This is a genomic window from Blastococcus sp. CT_GayMR19 (genome assembly GCF_004570385.1).
In the GTDB taxonomy this organism is placed as follows: domain Bacteria; phylum Actinomycetota; class Actinomycetes; order Mycobacteriales; family Geodermatophilaceae; genus Blastococcus_B.
In genome coordinates this window covers 331689-347529 of sequence record NZ_SPQL01000001.1, presented here as the reverse complement: position 1 = coordinate 347529, position 15841 = coordinate 331689, and the positions used below count along the sequence as shown (strand labels likewise).

At 71.7% G+C, this 15841-nt stretch carries 17 protein-coding genes; 16 read left to right on the top strand and 1 reads right to left on the bottom strand.

Annotated features, from left to right (window positions below; genetic code table 11):
• The first annotated feature begins 82 nt into the window (after positions 1-82).
• From E4P39_RS01720 to E4P39_RS01705, 4 genes are all read left to right on the top strand, one after another.
• Positions 83-949 carry a F510_1955 family glycosylhydrolase gene (locus E4P39_RS01720; protein WP_135134592.1) on the top strand — a complete coding sequence of 289 codons (867 nt, stop codon included), beginning with the start codon at positions 83-85 and terminating at the stop codon, positions 947-949.
• A complete protein-coding gene (locus E4P39_RS01715) occupies positions 949-1527 on the top strand; it encodes a TlpA disulfide reductase family protein (protein WP_135134590.1) in 579 nt (192 codons plus the stop codon). Before E4P39_RS01720 ends, E4P39_RS01715 begins: the two co-directional genes overlap by 1 nt.
• A 64-nt stretch (positions 1528-1591) precedes the next feature.
• Entirely contained in the window at positions 1592-1972 is a 381-nt protein-coding gene (locus tag E4P39_RS01710; RefSeq protein ID WP_135134589.1) for a metalloregulator ArsR/SmtB family transcription factor, read from the top strand.
• 647 nt (positions 1973-2619) lie between these two features.
• Positions 2620-3228, top strand: coding sequence for a DUF305 domain-containing protein (locus E4P39_RS01705; protein ID WP_135134587.1), 609 nt, complete (start codon positions 2620-2622; stop codon positions 3226-3228).
• Between the two features lie 114 nt (positions 3229-3342).
• On the opposite strand, the gene E4P39_RS01700 is transcribed toward E4P39_RS01705, so the two are convergent.
• Positions 3343-3750 (bottom strand): four-helix bundle copper-binding protein, encoded by a 408-nt coding sequence (locus E4P39_RS01700; RefSeq protein ID WP_135134586.1) that lies wholly within the window; start codon positions 3748-3750, stop codon positions 3343-3345.
• 268 nt (positions 3751-4018) lie between these two features.
• Between E4P39_RS01700 and E4P39_RS01695 the strand changes: the two genes are divergently transcribed.
• From E4P39_RS01695 to E4P39_RS01640, 12 genes are all read left to right on the top strand, one after another.
• Complete coding sequence (locus tag E4P39_RS01695) at positions 4019-4324, top strand: metal-sensitive transcriptional regulator (protein WP_135134584.1); 306 nt, start codon at positions 4019-4021, stop codon at positions 4322-4324.
• A gap of 93 nt (positions 4325-4417) precedes the next feature.
• On the top strand, positions 4418-4678 hold the full coding sequence (locus tag E4P39_RS01690; RefSeq protein WP_135134583.1) for a heavy-metal-associated domain-containing protein: 261 nt from the start codon (positions 4418-4420) through the stop codon (positions 4676-4678).
• A 61-nt stretch (positions 4679-4739) separates the two neighbouring features.
• Positions 4740-4922, top strand: a complete 183-nt coding sequence (locus E4P39_RS01685; RefSeq protein ID WP_135134582.1) for a hypothetical protein — start codon at positions 4740-4742, stop codon at positions 4920-4922.
• A 50-nt stretch (positions 4923-4972) separates the two neighbouring features.
• Positions 4973-7342 carry a heavy metal translocating P-type ATPase gene (locus E4P39_RS01680; RefSeq protein WP_135134581.1) on the top strand — a complete coding sequence of 790 codons (2370 nt, stop codon included), beginning with the start codon at positions 4973-4975 and terminating at the stop codon, positions 7340-7342.
• A gap of 134 nt (positions 7343-7476) precedes the next feature.
• Positions 7477-7818, top strand: a complete 342-nt coding sequence (locus tag E4P39_RS01675) for an NADH-quinone oxidoreductase subunit A (RefSeq protein WP_135134579.1) — start codon at positions 7477-7479, stop codon at positions 7816-7818.
• Positions 7809-9035: a hypothetical protein gene (locus E4P39_RS01670; protein WP_135134578.1), complete on the top strand. Its 1227-nt coding sequence runs from the start codon at positions 7809-7811 to the stop codon at positions 9033-9035. Before E4P39_RS01675 ends, E4P39_RS01670 begins: the two co-directional genes overlap by 10 nt.
• Positions 9028-9975 carry an NADH-quinone oxidoreductase subunit H gene (locus E4P39_RS01665; protein ID WP_167761516.1) on the top strand — a complete coding sequence of 316 codons (948 nt, stop codon included), beginning with the start codon at positions 9028-9030 and terminating at the stop codon, positions 9973-9975. The genes E4P39_RS01670 and E4P39_RS01665 overlap by 8 nt, the downstream gene beginning before the upstream one ends.
• A gap of 17 nt (positions 9976-9992) precedes the next feature.
• Complete coding sequence (locus E4P39_RS01660; RefSeq protein ID WP_135134577.1) at positions 9993-10574, top strand: NADH-quinone oxidoreductase subunit J; 582 nt, start codon at positions 9993-9995, stop codon at positions 10572-10574.
• Positions 10571-10888, top strand: coding sequence for an NADH-quinone oxidoreductase subunit K (locus tag E4P39_RS01655; protein ID WP_209306284.1), 318 nt, complete (start codon positions 10571-10573; stop codon positions 10886-10888). The genes E4P39_RS01660 and E4P39_RS01655 overlap by 4 nt, the downstream gene beginning before the upstream one ends.
• On the top strand, positions 10885-12756 hold the full coding sequence (locus tag E4P39_RS01650) for a proton-conducting transporter membrane subunit (protein ID WP_135134576.1): 1872 nt from the start codon (positions 10885-10887) through the stop codon (positions 12754-12756). The genes E4P39_RS01655 and E4P39_RS01650 overlap by 4 nt, the downstream gene beginning before the upstream one ends.
• Positions 12753-14375, top strand: a complete 1623-nt coding sequence (locus tag E4P39_RS01645) for an NADH-quinone oxidoreductase subunit M (protein WP_245159561.1) — start codon at positions 12753-12755, stop codon at positions 14373-14375. The genes E4P39_RS01650 and E4P39_RS01645 overlap by 4 nt, the downstream gene beginning before the upstream one ends.
• On the top strand, positions 14372-15841 hold the full coding sequence (locus tag E4P39_RS01640; protein WP_245159560.1) for an NADH-quinone oxidoreductase subunit N: 1470 nt from the start codon (positions 14372-14374) through the stop codon (positions 15839-15841). Before E4P39_RS01645 ends, E4P39_RS01640 begins: the two co-directional genes overlap by 4 nt.

Genomic DNA, 15841 nt, shown 5'->3' with positions numbered 1-15841 from the left:
TCGGCGCTAGTAATTCGCCCGACGACCCCTTTCTGGAGAGTTCATGCTGACCGCCCCATTCGCTCGCCGCACAACGCGGCCGGTGCACACGGCAGACGGCGCCCGACGTCGTGGGGGCCAGTACGTCCTGGTCGCCGCCGGTGTCGCCGGCGTGCTGACGATCGCCGGCTGCTCCAGCGAGGCTCCGGCGGCCACCGCCGACGGCGAGGTCACACTCGAGCATGTCCACGGGCTGGCGGTGGATCCGGCAGACGGCGAGCTCTACGCCGGCACGCACCACGGCCTCGTTCGAGTGTCTGCCGACGGACGGCTGACCCGCATAGCCGACCGCGTCCAGGACTTCATGGGCTTCACCGTCGTCGGGCCGGAGCATTACCTGGCCAGCGGCCACCCCGGCGAAGGACAGTCCGGCCCCAGCAACCTCGGCTTGATCGAGACCACCGACGGCGGCGAGACCTGGACCACGCTTTCCCTCGAGGGGGAAGCCGACTTCCACGCGCTCGACGCCGCTCGGGGCGTCATCTACGGATACAGCGGTGGCCGGCTCCTGGTCAGCGAGGACAAGACCGACTGGACCGACCGCGGCGCCGCGAGCATTGCCGATCTCGCGGTCGACCCCTCGGAGCCCCAGCGCCTGCTGTTGACCACCGAGCAGGGCCCCGCACTCAGTGAGGACGGCGGGGAGACCGTCACGCTGATTCCAGGTGCTCCGCTGCTCCAGCTGGTCGCCTGGGCACCCGACGCCACCGTTGTCGTTGGCGTCGCACCCGACGGCACTGTGCACGCCAGCACCGACGGTGGACGCACCTGGGAGGAGCGAGGGCGGATCGGGGGCGCACCCGAGGCGCTGGGCGTGGACGGCGACAACGTCTACGTCGCCGTGGGGGGCGCGATCGTGTCGTCCGGCGACGGCGGGTCCAGCTTCCGCGACCTCTATCGAGGCGACTGATGGCGCGGCCGCCACTCGGCGGCCTGCTCGCCCTCGCCCTGCTGGCCGGTTGTGCCACCGGCGCGCCTGACGAGATCGGGTCGACGTCGACTGCCGACCGCGGCGTGATGCCGGCAGCGACGGCGCCGCGCTGCGAGGAGCTGCCCGACGAGGTCGTGCCGGCGGGCGCCGACGCGCTCCCTCCGTTGACGCTGGCCTGCCTCGGCCCAGGTCCGGACGTCTCGCTGGACCGATTGACGGGACGGCCAACGCTGGTGAACCTCTGGGCCACGTGGTGCCTGCCGTGCCGCGAGGAGATGCCCCTCCTGCAGGAGGCCTTCGTCCGATACGGCCAAGATGTCCGATTCCTCGGGGTGGACACCCAGGACAGCCCCGAAGGTGCTGCGTCCCTCGTCTCCGACCTGGGGATCGGCTACCCCCATGTCCTCGACCCCGACGGTGAGCTGCTCTCGGCTCTCGGCGTGCGCGGCTTGCCGGTCACCCTCGCCATCGATGAGGGCGGACGCATCGTGGCCAGGTCTGTCGGCGAACTCGACGCCCAGGAGCTTCAGCAGCTGATCGAGACACTCACCTCGTGAATGCGGCTCTCCTGGTGGACCCGCGGGTCGCTGCACCTGACGCTGGGCGGCCTAATCTGCACGGGTGACCGGAGGAGCCCCCCATGCGCACCCGGTCGACCCGGACCGGGTGGCGAGTGCCCGGGGGCGGCTCCCCAGTCGAGAGGATGCGGCGCGGCTGACCAGCGTGCTCAGTCTGCTGGCCGACCCCACGCGGGCACGGGTGCTGTACGCCCTGGATGTCGTGGAGGAACTGTGCGTCGGCGACATGGCCCTGGCGTTGGAGGCCACTGAGGACTCCGTGAGCTACGCGCTCCGACTGCTGCGGACGGCCGGGTTCGTGACGAGCAGGAAGGACGGCCGCGTCGTCTTCTATCGTCTGGCGGACGGGTTTCCCGAGCCCCTCCGGGAGCATTGCCTCAGACAGTTGATCGACCTCTCCCGCAAGCCCGTCGACGAGGGCTGACGAGCGGGCGGCCGATGGTCGGCTCTCCCGGTACGGGGCGAGTCACCTGATCCAAGACTTGACGGTGGACAGGTGCTACTACCGTGGGTAGTGCTGCTGATCGGCGGGATGGGGTGGACATGCCAATGCGTCGTCTGTGGGTCCTGTTGCTGCTGGCGGCCATCTTCTCCATGCACGGAGCCCAGTACATCGCCGCGGATGCAGGTCTCCGTCACGCCGAGGTGGCGGTCGCTCAGCACGGCGTGGAAGATCCCCTCGCCGCTGAATCGCCCTCCGGATCGATGGACGCGGGCGGTGAACTCCAGCAGGTGACGTCGTCCGTGGAAGCGGGTGAGACGGCCGGCCAGCCGAGCCCGGGTCACGGCGTCGCAGCGCACCTCTGGTCCCTGTGTCTGGGGATCCTGTACGCCGGGCTGGTCCTGCTCGCCGCCGTGAGTCTCATCGGGATCGTGGCGGCTCCGGTTCTTCGGGGCGTCGCCTCGCATCTCAGCTTGTTCGGGGGGTGGGCGAGGCTTCCTCGACCACCTGACCTCTCCGCTCTCTGTCTCCTGCGGATCTAGGCCGACCGCTCCGGACCCCACCAGCGGCTGCGCTGGATGGGGTCAGACGGCACGCCCTGAGAACCCCATCCTGACAGGAGACATGCAGTGACCAGCACCAACGCTCGACTCGTCCGCCTCGCCGGCGGACTCATCGCCGGCGCCGTCGTCCTGACCGGCTGCTCCGGCGGCAGTTCGATGGACATGAATGACACCAACGCCGGAAGCTCAGCCAGCCAGTCGGCGGAGTTCAACGACGCCGACGTCACCTTCGCCCAGGGAATGATCGTCCACCACGAGGGCGCGCTCGAGATGGCCCAGATGGCCGATGGCCGCGCCCAGGACCCGCGCGTGCTGGACCTGGCCGACCGGATCGAGGCCGCCCAGGATCCCGAGATCCAGACGATGACCAGCTGGCTCGAGGACTGGGATCAGCCGACCTCCGCCGAGGAGTCCGGCGGCATGCACATGGGGGGCGGCATGGACGGCGGCATGGGCATGGACATGTCGGGTCTCGAGGCGGCCTCGGGCGCGGAGTTCGACCGCATGTGGCTGGAGGTGATGACCGAGCACCACCGCGGCGCGGTCGACATGGCGGAAACCGAGATCGCTGACGGTCAGAACGCAGACGCCATCGCGCTCGCCGAGCAGATCGTCGAGTCGCAGAGCGCCGAGATCGAGGAGATGGAGGCGCTGCTGACCGAGCTCGGCGGCTGAGCCGGAAGGGGTGGTGCTGCCGGTGCGAGCGGGCAGCACCACCCCCTTCGCCGATCGCCAGCCCGGAAAGCGCCACGCGCCGCGACGTCGTCCTTGCGCGGTTCCGTTCCCTGTTCAGCCGAGGGAGCTGATCAGGTCCCTGCAGGCCGCTTCGCAGCGGCGGCAGGAGTCGGCGCACACCCGGCAGTGCTCGTGCATCTCGGCGTGCCGGGCGCATTCGTCGCCGCAGGCCTTGCAGGCGGCGGCGCAGGCCTCCAGGACGGCGCGGGTGAGGTTGGCGTCGTAACCGGTGTGCCGGGAGAGGACCCGGCCCGTGGTGTCACAGACGTCGGCGCAGTCGAGGTTCGTCCGAATGCACGTGGTCAATTCGGCCACCATGTCCTCGCTGAGGCAGGCGTCGGCGCAGGCCGTGCAGGCCTGGGCGCACTCGAAGCACGCGTCGATGCATTCCTGCAGCTTCTGGCGGTCGACCCCGCCGAGATCCTTCGGGTAGGCCTCCAGCATCTGGCCGGCAACGCTCATGACGGTCACTCCTCTCGATGCCGGCGCGGGCGGCAGACGCCAACCGGAAGGCGCCGACAACGGTCGCTTACCCGTACGCCCGCGCGGGTAATGGCAGCGAGATCGGGTCGACGACACGACTTTGACGTCGCTTCCCTGCCCGGTGCGGCCGCGCAGTTGCCACCCGTCGGGCCCGAGGGGACTTGCAACCGCCGAAAAGCTGTCGTAACGTCGTGGCAGTCGGTACCCCTACCGGGTATCGGCTTCTCAGGAGGCGGAGAGCGGCGATATGAGCACCACGGAGTCGGCGGGTCCGCACGGCTACATCCACCGCAAGGACGACTACCTCAAGCGGCTTCGTCGTATCGAGGGTCAGGCCCGCGGTCTGCAGCGCATGGTTGAGGACGAGAAGTACTGCATCGACATCCTCACGCAAGTCTCGGCCATGACGAAGGCGCTGCAGTCCGTCGCTCTCGGCCTGCTCGAGGAGCACATGAGCCACTGCGTAGTCGGAGCGGCCGCCGCGGGTGGGCCGGAGGCCGAGCAGAAGCTGCGCGAGGCATCCGAGGCCATCGCCCGTCTCGTCCGCTCCTGAGCCACTGCGTCGTCGAGGACCAGCGGGACCCAACCGGTCCCGGCTACGAGAACAAGGCGCAAGAACGACAAGAGATCCGAGAGGAACACCCTGATGAGCACCACCACGTACACCGTCGTCGGCATGACCTGCGGGCACTGCGTCAACTCGGTGACCGAGGAGGTCACGCAGGTGCCTGGTGTCACGGGCGTCGACGTCGACCTGGCCAGCGGCGGCCTCACCGTCACCAGCGATGCCGACATCGACGACGCCGCCGTGCGGGCCGCTGTGGAGGAGGCCGGCTACGAGGTCGCGGCGCCGGTCGAGGAGCCGGCGTCGGCGACCTCGTCCGGCTGCGGTTGCGGCTGCAAGTGACGGACCGGCGGTCCGGGACACCGGACCGCCGTCCTGGCACCGCGATCCCGGAGGAGCAAACGTGAACGGCACTGCTGCCAAGGTCGGCGGCTACCTGGTGGGTCTGGTCGTCGTCTTCGCCGCGGCCCTAGGCATCGGGAGCTCCGTGGGACCCGTCGGACCGGCGGCTGACCAGACCGAATCGCCGGCGCAGGACGACCCCGGCCACGACGGCATGGACATGAGCGGCGACACCGGCAGCTGACCGGGTGTCCCCGGCCGACGCACCACAGCAATTTCTGACAGGGAGAACCAGTGAGCTCCGCGACGAACAGCACGACATCGCCGACCCCGGCCGGCGGTGACCAGGTCGAGCTCACGATCGGCGGCATGACCTGCGCGTCGTGCGCCATGCGGATCGAGAAGCGGCTCAACAAGCTCGACGGCGTCACCGCCACGGTCAACTACGCCACCGAGAAGGCCAAGGTGACCTTCGCCGACGGCGTCACGCCCGATGACCTGGTGGCCGCCGTGGAGAAGGCCGGCTACACCGCCCGGCTGCCCGAGCCGCCGCGCGCGGAGACGACCGGTGTGGAAGGCGGGGAGCCCGACGGGCGGGATCCCGTCGCCCCGCTGCGCCAGCGCCTCCTGGTCTCCACCGCGCTCACGGTGCCCGTCATCGCGATGGCGATGATCCCGGCGCTGCAGTTCACCTACTGGCAGTGGCTTTCTCTCACGCTCGCCGCCCCGGTCGTGGTCTGGGGTGCCTACCCCTTCCACAAGGCCGCGTGGACGAACCTGCGCCACGGCGCCTCCACCATGGACACGCTCATCTCGATGGGCACCCTGGCCGCCTTCGGGTGGTCGCTGTACGCGCTGTTCTTCGGTACCGCCGGCATGCCGGGCATGACGCACCCGTTCGAGCTGACCATCAGCGCGACCGACGGCGCGGCGAACATCTACCTCGAGGTGGCCGCCGGCGTGACCACGGCGATCCTCGCCGGCCGGTACTTCGAGGCGCGCTCCAAGCGGCGCGCAGGGGCGGCGCTGCGGGCGCTGCTGGAACTGGGTGCCAAGGAGGTCTCCGTCCTGCGCGGCGGGCGCGAGGAGCGGATCGCCGTCGACCAACTGGCCGTCGGTGACCTGTTCGTCGTCCGACCGGGAGAGAAGATCGCCACCGACGGCGTGATCACCGAGGGCTCCTCGGCCGTCGACGCCTCGATGCTCACGGGCGAGTCCGTCCCGGTGGAGGTCGGACCCGGTGACGGCGTGGTCGGCGCCACCATGAACGCCGGCGGCCGCATCGTCGTCCGCGCGACCCGCATCGGCTCCGACACCCAGCTCGCGCAGATGGCGCGGCTGGTGGAGGAAGCACAGAACGGCAAGGCCGAGGTCCAGCGGCTCGCCGACCGGGTGTCGGGCATCTTCGTGCCCATCGTCATCGCCCTGGCCGTCGCCACCCTGGGCTTCTGGCTCGGCGCGGGGGCCGGGATCACGGCGGCCTTCACCGCCACGGTCGCCGTCCTGATCATCGCCTGCCCGTGCGCCCTCGGCCTGGCCACGCCGACCGCGCTGATGGTCGGCACCGGCCGCGGCGCGCAGCTCGGCATCATCATCAAGGGCCCGGAGGTCCTGGAGTCCACCCGCAAGGTCGACACCGTCGTCCTGGACAAGACCGGCACCGTCACCACCGGCCGCATGACCCTGCTCGACGTCGTCCCGGCGTCCGGCGAGGACGCCGACCGGCTGCTGCGGCTGGCCGGTGCGCTCGAGGACGCCTCCGAACACCCCATCGCCCAGGCGATCGCCAAGGGGGCCACCGAGCGCACGGGCGCCTTGCCACCGGTCGAAGGATTCAGCAACGTCGGGGGGCTCGGCGTCCAGGGGATCGTCGAGGGTCACGCCGTGATCGTCGGCCGGTCCCGGCTGTTCGCCGAGTGGTCCCAGCAGCTGCCCGCGGAGCTCGAGCGCGCCAAGGCCGCCGCTGAGGCAGAGGGCAGGACGGCGGTCGTGGCCGGCTGGGACGGCGCGGCCCGCGGCGTCCTCGTCGTGGCCGACGCGATCAAGGAGACGTCGGCCGAGGCCGTCCGCCAGCTGCGCGACCTCGGTCTCACGCCGGTGCTGCTGACCGGCGACAACGAGACCGTGGCCCGGTCGGTGGCCGCTCAGGTGGGCATCACGGAGGTCATCGCCGAGGTGCTGCCGCAGGAGAAGGTCGACGTGGTCAAGCGGCTCCAGGGCGAGGGCAAGGTCGTCGCCATGGTGGGTGACGGCGTGAACGACGCCGCCGCCCTCGCGCAGGCCGACCTCGGTCTCGCCATGGGCACCGGAACCGACGCGGCGATCGAAGCGAGTGATCTGACGCTGGTCCGTGGCGACCTGCGGGCCGCGGCCGACGCGATCCGGCTGTCCCGGAAGACCTTGAGCACGATCAAGGGCAACCTCTTCTGGGCCTTCGCCTACAACGTCGCGGCGCTGCCGCTCGCCGCTGCAGGCCTGCTCAATCCCCTGCTGGCCGGGGCTGCGATGGCGTTCTCGTCGGTGTTCGTCGTCTCCAACAGCCTGCGGCTGCGCCGGTTCAAGGCCCTTGCCTCGAACCGGACCGATGGGGGAGCGGGGGCCGGTCACCGTCCGGACGGCACGCGCGTCCCCGGTGCGCTGACAGGTATCACAGCCCAGGGCTGATCTCTCCGGTCCCGGCCTCGGGGCGGTGAGCGGCAGCTGCAGGCCCTAGCGTGTGAGACGTCCGTGCGATCGTGCGGATAAGCCTTGCTGTTCAGCCGAGAGCAGACCGGTCGATACGAGCGAGAGGAGTGGCCGTGCTCGCCGTCCTGTCCCTCTTCGCGCTGGTCGGCGCTCTCGTGGCCACTCTCTACGGTGCGTCGTCGTTGATGGCCATCGCCCGCCGCGCGACGGACGTCATGCCGTTCGAGTCGGGCATGCTGCCGCAGCAGCATGCGGCCTCCCGGTATCACGCGCGCTGGTACGCGATCACCATTCTCTTCCTCGCCTTCGACATGGAGATGATCTTCATGTACCCGTGGGCCGTGGTGCTCGCCGACATGGGCGTCGGGGCCGTCGTCGAGATGTTCGGCTTCCTGGCCGTCCTGCTCGTCGGCGTGGTCTACGTCTGGCGGGAAGGCGCCCTGCGATGGACCTGAGTCGCCGACTCCGGGCCTGGGCACTCGCCCGACCCCGCGTCCTCATCGTCGATGCGCCGGGCACCGTCGAGCGCAGGTGGGCGGTGGAGGCAGAGCTCGACCGCCGGGGCTGGCCGCTGGCGATGTCGCCGGCCGACACCGACGTCCTCCTCGTGCTCGGCACGCCGGGCCCACAACTCGCTCTGGCCATCGACGTCCTGTGGTCCCAAGTTGCTCAGCCCCGGCACCGGGTCGACCTTCGCGCCACCACCGACCTGCACCACCGACTGGAGGAGACGCTTCACGCGCTCGGCGCCGCGACGCCCAAAGAGCACGTCGATGGTGCCCTTCCGGCTCGCGCCGGTGCTGGTCACTCGCCGGAGGGCACGGACGACTCGACTCACGAGGGCATGGAGCACTCGCGTCACGAGGGCATGGATCACTCGGGCCACGAGGGCATGGACCGCGCTGGCATGGCGGGCATGGACCACTCGGGCCACGAGGGGATGGACCACTCCAGACAGGAGGGCATGGACCACACCGCCATGGGCGGCGGGGGGCATGCGGGTCATCACATGCATCACGGCGGCGAAGTCGCCGGACTGCCCATGGCGGAGACCGCACCGGATCGGGACGGGCTGGCACTGGACGTCCTTCGGGTGTCGATCGGACCCGTCCTTCCGGGGTGGCCCACAGGCCTCCTCCTGCGGGCTGACCTCCAGGGCGACGTCCTGACCGGTGCCGGTCTGTCCTGGGTGGACGCCACTGACGACGGGAGCTCTCCTCCGGCGGACGTGCATCCGCAACGGGCGGCGCTCGACCAGCTCGCCTCGCTTCTCCTCGTCGCCGGGTGGCCGACCGCCGCACGCGATGCCCGGTGCGCCCGCGATGGTCTTGCCTCCACGGGCCAGAGCGAGCTCGCGACGGCCCGGCGCCGGGCCGCGCGCGTGGCGCGGCGAGTGCGTCGCTCGCGGGCGCTGGCATGGACCGTCCGCGGCGCGGGACACCTGCCCTCGGAACGCGGGAGCGCAGGGGACGGCGACGTCCTCGACCGGGTACGCAGGTGGTGCGACGTGGCCTTGGGCGCCGACGGGCACGTGCCGGCGTCGCCGGCGTCGCTTGACGAGGTCGCCGCGGTGCTGGAGGGGACCGAGCTGGGGACCGCCCGCCTGATCGTCGCCAGCGTCGCACTCGACCGGTCGGCAGCCAACACGGAGCCGGAGGAGGCCCGTGCCTGAGGCGGAGACCGCGGCGGCGGCCTGGGGGGTGCTGCCCGCGGCCCTGCTGGTCACCGGCGTGGCGCTGGGGCTGGGGTGGCTGGTGGCGGCGGTGGACCGGGTCGTGCTCTCGGGCGGGGGAGGGGCGGCGGTTCTCGAGCCGGTGCGCTCCAGCGTTCGCCTCCTGACCGAGCAGCGGCGGACGACGCTCGCCCCGGACCGGCTGTTGTGGCGGTCGGGCATTGCTGCTGTGCCGGTGCTGGCGGTGCTGTCCATGGCCGTCGTCCCGATCGGTGGCCGGACCCTGTGGTCGAGCAGTGCGGACCTCGTGTGGTTCAACGCCATGGAGGCGCTGTTGTGGGCGGCCGTCTGGCTGGTCGGCTGGGGCCCGAATGCAATCCACGCGCTGACCGGGGGGTACCGGTTCCTCGCGCAGGGCCTGGCCTACGAGCTGCCGCTGATGTTCTCCCTGATCACCGTGGGGGTGGGGGCGGGCTCCCTACGGACGGCGGACATCCTGTCGGCGCAGGCCGGTCTGTGGTTCGTCGTGTCGATGCCGGTCGCGTTCGTGGTGTTCCTCGCCAGTGCCGCGGCCTTCGCGTTCTGGGGGCCGTTCGGCGCACCGACCGGAGCGGACATCGCCGGCGGCGTCACCTCGGAGCTCTCCGGCGTCGACCGGCTGCTGGTGGAGGCGGGCCGGGTGATCTTCCTCGGCGCCACTGCGGCCATGGCGGTGGCGCTGTTCCTCGGCGGAGGCTCCGGGCCGTGGCTGCCCGGCCCGGTGTGGCAGCTGCTGAAGACGGTCGCCGTCGTCGTCGCCCTGGTCTGGGCGGGCCGGCGGTTGCCGGTGCTGCGTCCCGATCGGGTGGTCGAAGTGGCCTGGACGGTGCTGATCCCGGTGACGCTGGTGCAGGCCCTGGTGGTGGCGGTGCTGCTGCTGTCCGGCTTCTACGCGGTCTGATCGGGAGGAGGACGGACGTGCTGACCGACCTGTCGGGCTGGACGATCGCGGCCGTGGTCGTGCTCGGTGTGCTGTCGGTGGCCGGGGGGATCGCGGTCTTCGTGGTCGACTCGATGGCCCGGGCGACCTTCGCCCTCCTCGCCTCGTTCCTGGCGGTGGCCGGCGTCCTGCTGGCCTTCGACCTCGTCTACCTGGCCGTGGTAACGGCGCTGATGATGACGATCGAGATGGCCATCATGGCCGTCTTCATGATCATGTTCATGATGAACCCGGCCGGCTTGATGCCGATGACGATGGTGCACAACGCCCGCGGCTCGGCCCTCACCGGCGCCGTGGCGTTCGTCGTCCTGGTCGTGGGGATCTGGACGGTGGACTGGCCGATCGGGCGTACCGAGCGGCCGGAAGACAGCACCCGTCAGCTCGGCGAGGCGATCATGGGCAGCCACATGCTGGTCATGCTGATGATCGGCATCGGGCTGTTCGCGACCATCCTCGCCGGCACGGTGCTCGCCACCGCGCGCGGGCGCTACGACCGCTTCGGCGCGGACCTCGCCGCGAAGCGGCCGGACGACCCGATTCCTGGCGGGCTGCCGCGGTGACCGCCGAACTGGTGCTGCAGATCGTGCTCACCGTCGCCGCCGGCCTGATCGGCGTCGGGCTGTTCGGCGCGCTGTCCCAGCAGTCGATCGTGATGGTGATGATGGGCCTCGAGCTGGTCCTCAACGGCGTCCTGCTGGCCGGCGGAGCGGCCTGGTACTTCATCGCCCCGGAGCTGCCGGATGCGCAGATGCTCGTCGTCGTGGCCCTGGTCGTCATGGCGGTGGAGATGGCCATGGGCTTTGCCGTGACGGTGGCCATCTACCGGGCGCGGCAGGTCGACATGGTCGACATGGCTACGGACCTGCGCGGATGAGCGGGTCCCTGGGAACGACGGCGCTGGGCGCCCTCGTCCTCCTGCCGGCCGTGCTCGGAGTCCTGCTGCTCGGAACGGGCCGGCGGGCCGATCGCGTCGCCGGGCCCGCCGCCGTGCTGGCCACCGTCGGTGCCCTCGCGCTGGCGGCGCTGGTCGCCGGTGACCGACCTCGACTGTCGGCGCCGTTCCTGGGGATCATCCCGGGCGGCGAGCTCGGGGCGGCCGTCGACGGGCTGTCCGCCGTTCTCGTGGTCCTGGTCGCCTCCGTGGCGCTGTTGACCACCGTGTTCGCCGTCGTCGACCTGCCCCCGGAGGCGGCGCGTGCCCGCTTCTTCGGCTACTTCCTGCTCTTCATCGCGGCGATGCTGGCCACGGTCACCGCCACCACGTTCCCGGCGCTGCTGCTGGCGTGGGAGGTGATGGGCGCGACGTCGTATGCGCTGATCGGGTACCGGTGGCAGGACCCGGGCAAGCTGAACGACGGGACCCGGGCGTTCCTCACCACGCGCGCCGGCGACCTCGGGCTCTACGTCGCGGCCGGTGCCGCGCTCGCCGGGACGGGCGGGCTCGTCCTCGAGGACCTCGCGACCGCGGACGGCGGCTGGCTGGACCTGGCCGCGGCCGGCGTGCTGGTCGCGGCGCTGGGCAAGTCCGCGCAGATGCCCTTCTCCGCATGGATCTCCGGCGCCATGTCCGGGCCGAGCCCGGTGAGCGCGCTGCTCCACTCGGCGACCATGGTCGCGGCCGGTGGATATCTGCTCCTGCGCACGCAGCCGCTGCTCGCGGCCACCGGCTGGGCGGCCACCGCCGCCGCCTGGGCGGGCGCGCTCACCGCGCTCGTGCTCGGCGCGGTCGCCGTGGCGCAGCGGGACCTCAAGCAGCTCCTCGCCGCCAGCACCGCCGCCCAGATCGGCTTCGTCGTCCTCGCTGCCGGGATCGGTGCGACCGCAGGTGGGACGGGCCAGCTGGTCGCCCACGCGGCGGTCAAGGCCGGTCTCTTCGTCGCCGCCGGGTCATGGCTGACGGCGCTGGGCACCAAGCAGCTGCCCGGGCTGCGTGGCGCGGCGCGGCGCTATCCGGGCATCGGCGCCGCGGCCACCGTGGCTGCGCTGGCGCTGGCCGGGATTCCCCCGCTGTCCCTGTGGGCGACCAAGGAGGGCATCCTCGCCGAGGCCGACAGCGCACCGCTGCGCGTGCTCGGTCTGGCGGCCGCGGTGATCTCGGCGGTGTACGCCGCCAAGATCATCGCTGTCGTCCTCGCCGCGCCCACGGGCGACGAGCCGCTGGACGACGAGGAACCTGGCACGCGGCGGGTCCCGGTGCCGGCCACCGCCACCGCTGTGGTGTTCGCGATCGCGGCCGCCGGCCTTGGCGCGCTGGCGGTGCCCGCGGTGGCGGGTGCGCTGGAGGACGTGCTCGGTGTCGAGGCGCAACCCGTGGACCTGGGCGGCCTCCTGCTGGGCGGGGTCCTCGCGGTGGCCGCGCTCGTGGTCTCGGTCGTCGTGGTCCGGGCGCGGCCCGGTGTGGTCCGGGCTCTCGAACGGGGCCCGCTCGGGACCTGGGTCGGCCTGCGGCGACTGCTGTCCCCGGCGCCGGCAATGGCGGTGGCCCGGGTGGCCGCTGCCCTGGACGACCGCGCCATCGACGGCGCGGTGCGGGGCGTCGCACGGGCGGTCACCCGGGCCGCTGCCGCCTCCGCGCGGGCCGACACAGGCGTGATCGACGGCGCCGTCCGGGGCACCGCCCGCGCCTGCCGGCGGGCAGGTGCGGCCGCCCGCCGACCGCAGACCGGGCTGCTGCACCAGTACTACGTCCAGGCGGTCGCCGGCGTCGGCGTGCTGCTCGCCTTCCTCCTGATCGTGAGGTGACCGTGCTGCTCACCGTCGTCGTCCTGCTCCCGCTCGCTGCTGCCGCCCTGCTGCTCGCGGTTCCGGCGCTGGCCGGCCGCGCGGCCATCTGGGTGTGGATCGCGGCCTCGGCCGCCGACCTGGCTCTGGTGGCCTGGATGTGGTGGCGGTACGACCCGGGTCGGGGTGCCACCGGTGTGGTCGGGAACCTCGCCTACGAGGTGGACCTCCAGTGGATCCCGACGGTGGACGCCGGGTACCACATCGGCGTCGACGGGCTGTCCCTGCCGCTCCTGGCGCTGACGGGTGTGCTGTTCCTGGCCTGTGCCGTCTGGTCGCTGCGCGAGCCGGACCGGCCGCGCACGCAGGCCGCGCTGTTCCTCTTCCTGCAGACGGCCTGCCTGGGCACCTTCGCGGCGCTGGACCTGATCCTGTTCTTCGTCTTCTTCGACCTGACGATCGTCGGGATGTACTTCGTCATCGCCGGCTGGGGCCACGGCAATGCTCGACGCAGCGCCCTGAAGTTCTTCCTCTACACCTTCCTCGGGTCGCTGGCCCTGCTGGTCGGTTTCATCGGGCTGTTCCTCGGCAGCGAGGAGCGGACCTTCGACATGGTCGCGCTCGCCGAGAACCCCCCGCTGACCGACTCCCCGCTGGCCGGCGGTCTCGTGCTGCTCGCGATCGGGCTGGGTCTGGCGGTCAAGACGCCGCTGTTCCCGTTCCACACGTGGCTGCCCGACGCACACACAGACGCACCGGCCGCGGGATCGGCCATCCTGGCCGGGATCCTGCTGAAGCTCGGCACCTACGGTTTCGTCCGCATCGCGATGCCGATCCTGCCCGACGCCTGGCAGCGGTGGGCCATGGTCGTGGTGGTGGTCGGGACCATCAGCGTGCTGTGGGGGGCCTTCGTCGCCCTGGCGCAGACCGACGTGAAGCGCATGATCGCCTACACCTCGGTGAACCACATGGGCTACGTCCTCCTCGGGCTCGGGGCTGCCGGCCTGGTCGGGCAGGCGGACGAGGAGGCCCGCACCATCGCCACGGTCGGCGCGCTGTACCAAATGGTCAGCCACGGCCTGCTGACCGGCGCACTCTTCCTGCTCAGCGGGGTGCTGTGGTCCCGCGGGCAGACCTACGCCTTCGACCACTGGGGCGGGCTCGCCCGGCCGGCGCCGGTGTTCGCCGCACTGCTCGCGGTGGCCGCCTTCGGCTCCCTCGGCCTGCCGGGCTTCGCCAGTTTCATCGCCGAGTTCCAGATCTTCACCGGGGCCCTGCAGGCGGCGCCGGTGGCCACCGTCCTGGCCGTGACGGGCATCCTGGTCACCGCCGGGCTGTTCCTCGTGGCGCTGCAGCGCCTGCTCACCGGCCCCACTGCCGTCCCGTCGCTCCCGGACGGCAGCAGTCCCGACGACCAGGCAGCAGCCGCGGCGCCGTCGTCCTCCCCGACCCAGGACGGCGCGACGGCGACCGCCGTGCGGCCCCGCACGGCCACCGGCATGCGTGACGTGCACGGGGCCGAACTGGCCGCCGTCGTCCCGCTCCTCGCGCTGGCCGTGCTGCTGGGACTGTTCCCGCGGGCGCTCCTGGACGTCATCGAGCCGGCCGCCGCGGCGGTGGCGCAGCTGGTGGCCCGGTGAACGACCCGATGGGCGGGATGACCGGCGCGGGGGAGGAGGCGCTGGCACTCCTTCCGGAGCTGCTGCTGCTCCTCGGTGCGGGCGGCGGCCTGCTGCTAGGCCTGTGGACCCCGCAGCACCGCCAGTGGCGGGTCCGGGCCGTGGTCATCGTCGCCTGTCTGGCGAGCGCGGCCGCCGCGGCCGTAGTTTTCAGCGATCCGCCGACGCGGGTGTTCGAGGAGACCTGGGTCATCGACGGCACCACCGGGATCGTCCGGATCGTCGTCGCGCTGTCGGCCGCGGTTGCCGTCTTCCTGGCGTCGTCCTCGCTCGCGGGACATCCCCGGGAGACCGAGGCGTATGTCCTCATGCTCCTCGGCGCGCTGGGCACCATCGCGCTCGCGGCCAGTGGCGACCTGCTGCTCCTGGTCGCCGCCTACCTGTTGGCGAGCATCCCGCTCTACGCCCTCGCCGGGTTCGCCAAGGACGCGTCGGGCACCGAGGCCACGCTGAAGTACTACCTCATGGGGGCCTTCGTCGGTGTGCTGATGATGGTCGGGGTCACCTCCCTCGTGCTGGCCACCGGCACCACCGGCTACCCGGAGCTCGCCACGCTCCTCCCCGAGGCGCCGGCCGCGCTGCTGGCCGTCGGCGTCATCGGCGTCCTCGCCGGCGTCGGGTTCAAGGCGGGCGCCGTGCCCGTTCACTTCTGGGTTCCGGACGTCACGGCAGGAACCACGCCGGCGATGGCCGCCTACATCACCACGATCCCGAAGATCGGCGCCGTGGCGGCAGCCTTCCGGCTGCTCGCCGAGCCGTTCGGCGGGGTCCCGTTGGACGTGCCACTGCTGGTGGCGGTGATCGCCGCGCTGAGCATGACCCTGGGCAACCTGGCCGCCTTCAACCAGACCGACGTGTCCCGACTGCTGGCGTACTCCACGGTGAGCCAGGTCGGCTACCTGTTCATGGTGGTCGCCGTCGCGGGCCGCACTGACCTGGCTCTTCCGGCCCTGGCCATCTACCTCGCCGGCTACGCGATCACCAACCTCGGCGCCTTCGCGGCCGTGGCGGCCTTTCCCGAGGCCCGGTCGATCTCCGACTGGGCTGCGGCCGCCGGCCGGAACCGGTGGGTAGTCGTCAGCCTCGTCGTGTGCCTGCTCGGCCTTGTCGGAACCCCGCCCACGGCGGTCTTCGTCGGCAAGCTGGCGGTTTTCACCGCCACCTGGGACGGCGGGCTTGCCTGGCTGGTCGTGCTGGCCGCGGTCAACACCGTCGCCAGCCTCTTCTACTACCTGCGCTGGATAGCGCCGGCGGCGGCGACCCGGGACGTGCCGGCTGGCGGAGGCACCGACGGCGGGGCTAGCACCGTGACGGTTGGGCGCGCGGTCCGCACGGCTCCTGTCGTCACCTTGCACGTCGCTGCTATTGCTTCCGTGCTCCTCGGCGCGGGGTCAGGTCTGTGGCTCGCCGTCGTCGTGCCCGGATGA